The 1,272-nt window shown below is 65.3% G+C and carries 1 protein-coding gene and 1 pseudogene; one reads left to right on the forward strand and one right to left on the reverse strand.

The window, feature by feature from the left end:
* Positions 1-406 (reverse strand): annotated as a pseudogene (locus ADADOO_RS01825) (hypothetical protein); the annotation flags it as partial.
* Between the two features lie 241 nt (positions 407-647).
* Between ADADOO_RS01825 and ADADOO_RS01830 the strand changes: the two are divergent.
* Positions 648-1,268 (forward strand): energy transducer TonB, encoded by a 621-nt coding sequence (locus ADADOO_RS01830; protein WP_511274498.1) that lies wholly within the window; start codon positions 648-650, stop codon positions 1,266-1,268.
* Positions 1,269-1,272: the final 4 nt, after the last annotated feature.

The following is a 1,272-nucleotide window of genomic DNA, read 5'->3' on the forward strand; positions in this document are numbered from 1 at the left end:
CGCCCAGCCGCCGGGAAATGGAGGGGTATTGGGGTTCCGGATTGTTCAGGTAGGCGGCGTTGAAGCGGGCGGCGCTGACAGCGGGCGGGCCCGCGTTGGCGGTGAATGGCGCAGCCGGCAGTGCAACGGGCGGCGCGGCGACCGGAGCGGGGACGGAAAAGGCCGGCGGCGCGCTGGCCTGTTCCGCTGCCAGGGCGAGAAGCGGACGCGGAGTCTGCGCCGGCTTTGTCCGGGGAACGGGTCTGGGTGCTGCGACCTTTGCCGGCGTCGCCGGCGGTATTGTTTGAACGGTCGAAACGTTTTCCATCAGCTTGACTTGCATCGGAGTGGGCGCTGTCACTTCGAGTCGGTCGACGCTCAGGGTCAGCGGATAGAGCAAAACAAGTCCGTGCAAGGCCAGCGCCATCAGCAAATAGCGAGCGCTATGTAGCCATTCGGCCGATTTGGGCGGGGAGAAGGGGGGGCCGGCAGACATCGCCCGATTATATCCGTGGCCCCTGCGACGATTTGCCGCATCGGCACCCGGCGCCCCGACGCTTACAATCCGCGCCTCGTTAAGTTTATGTTTTTCAACGTTTTTTGATATGGATCAAGCGCCTTCCGTGACTGCGGTTGTTTTGCCTCCACTCGACTGCCGGGAAAAGCCCTTGTCCCGGGGAGAACGCCTGGCGAACGCGGCGCTGGTCGTGTTGCTACACGTCATGCTGGCCTACGCCATGTTGTACGTCTCGGTCAAAAACGAATTGATTCAGTTGCCGCCGAGCATCAGCGTGCGCTTGCTGCCGATGCTCGAAGCGAAGCCGGAGCCACCCAGGCCGCTGCCGCCGCCCGCCAAGCCACACCTGCGCAAGCAACCGCTGCCGCTTCCGCAGCCGGTTCTCGCCGTGGCCAGCCCGGCGGCGACGAGCAGTTTTACCGTGGCGCCACAGCCGCCGGCGCCGCCGCCCCAGTCGGTTGTCGCGCCACCGGCGCCAGCCCCGGTGGCGGTGGTCGCCGCCCGTTTCGATGCCGATTACCTGCACAACCCGAAGCCGGCTTATCCGGCGCTTTCCCGGCGCCTGAACGAAGCGGGCCGGGTCGTGCTCAAGGTGCGCGTCAGCGCCCAAGGTACGACGCTTGACGTAGCCATTTCGAAATCGAGCGGCTTTGCGCGGCTCGATGCCGCCGCCGTCGATGCCGTGACCCGCTGGCGTTTTGTACCGGCGCGGCGGGGTGATGATGCCGTTGATTCTTCGGTGATCGTTCCGATCACCTTTGCCTTGGAGTAGGAAA

It is taken from the genome of Azonexus sp., from assembly GCF_036170495.1.
GTDB lineage: Bacteria > Pseudomonadota > Gammaproteobacteria > Burkholderiales > Rhodocyclaceae > Azonexus.